Origin of the sequence: Candidatus Symbiopectobacterium sp. (genome assembly GCF_020054415.1) — a bacterium.
Taxonomy (GTDB): Bacteria; Pseudomonadota; Gammaproteobacteria; order Enterobacterales; family Enterobacteriaceae; genus Symbiopectobacterium.
In genome coordinates, this window is sequence record NZ_JAHWCO010000039.1 from 1 (window position 1) to 1,158 (window position 1,158).

Consider the following 1,158-nt stretch of genomic DNA (forward strand, 5'->3'; position numbering starts at 1 on the left):
AAAAGGCTTCTGGGTGGTCATCTAAGTCTGAGAGACTACGATGCTCAGGTGGGTGAAGCCATGGCCATGGTCATGGTCAAAGCGCTTAACCGGATCACGCTATTAGGAATGCCGAACAGTATTCGCATCACGTAACAATCGGCCCGTATGGGGCGCAGTCATTACAGGTTCTGATTTATTCAACAAAGCCCAACAAAGCCCAACAAAGCCCAACAAAGCCCAACAAAGCCCCAAAACTGGCATAGAAAAACAGCATGATTACTTATTATTTAACAAAGCCATTTTACACTGTAATCAAGATATTGAATACACGACCTGGAGGATGAGATGAATATTAAGGATTATATTTCTGCATATACTTTCAAAGATGTTGAAGCAGCATATAGATTGGCGATAGAGGATAAAAAGCATTTAGAGTTCGCGCAACGTCTCATAGTCGTAAGAATGAGCCATGAAAATCCAGCTAGCTCGCAATATTGCAGATATAAACAGTTAAATAATAATCTGATTCTAATTCATAGTTGTCGTAATGACCCTGTTCAGGAAAATAAAGTTGTCGCAATAAATGTAATAAATGAAGTAGCGGTAGATTTGAAATTAAATCAGGATGTTGTTAAGTTCCAGCTGAAACAGCTTCCAGGTGTTTTAAAACAATTCCTAGAGTCAAATGATGCAATTTGCGTTCATAAAGAATATCCAGTGCGTCGAATTATTACATTACTATCAGGAATTACGTATTCTGAATCACAAGATGTCAGTTATAAAGCAAGAGGTTTTTTAGAAGAAGCTATAAATGGAAAGACATTTAAATCCTTTGGTAATGAGATAAACATAGGGGATTTTGATTTTAATCTACTAAAAGAGCATGTTAACAGAATAAGCGAGTGGATTGCTACCATAAGTTGTACTAGCTCAGACCTGATCTAGTACATTTAAATTCATAACCGCTTTTAGACTTAAAAGCCTCGCGTTTGCGTTCATCCATCCATTCAGTGACGCTAATCGGGTGTTTGCGATGGCTTTGTTGAATAAATAGAACTTTTGGGTAATCATCGGAGCAGATCTCCACAGTTGTTTCAAAATCAGGTCTCCATGGCAAAACAAAATTTTAAAATCACCAACTGGCCCTCTTATAACAAGGCCCTCAAGCAGCGCGGT

General features: G+C 38.3%; 2 protein-coding genes and 1 pseudogene. 2 read left to right on the forward strand and 1 reads right to left on the reverse strand.

Annotation, left to right across the window (positions count from 1 at the left end; translation table 11 throughout):
• Window positions 1-135, forward strand: a pseudogene (locus QZ506_RS01370) (IS5/IS1182 family transposase); the annotation flags it as partial.
• 192 nt (window positions 136-327) lie between these two features.
• On the forward strand, window positions 328-927 hold the full coding sequence (locus tag QZ506_RS01375) for a hypothetical protein (RefSeq protein WP_291968527.1): 600 nt from the start codon (window positions 328-330) through the stop codon (window positions 925-927).
• On the opposite strand, the gene QZ506_RS01380 is transcribed toward QZ506_RS01375, so the two are convergent.
• Complete coding sequence (locus tag QZ506_RS01380) at window positions 908-1,069, reverse strand: hypothetical protein (RefSeq protein ID WP_291968529.1); 162 nt, start codon at window positions 1,067-1,069, stop codon at window positions 908-910. The genes QZ506_RS01375 and QZ506_RS01380 overlap by 20 nt on opposite strands.
• Between the last annotated feature and the right edge of the window lie 89 nt (window positions 1,070-1,158).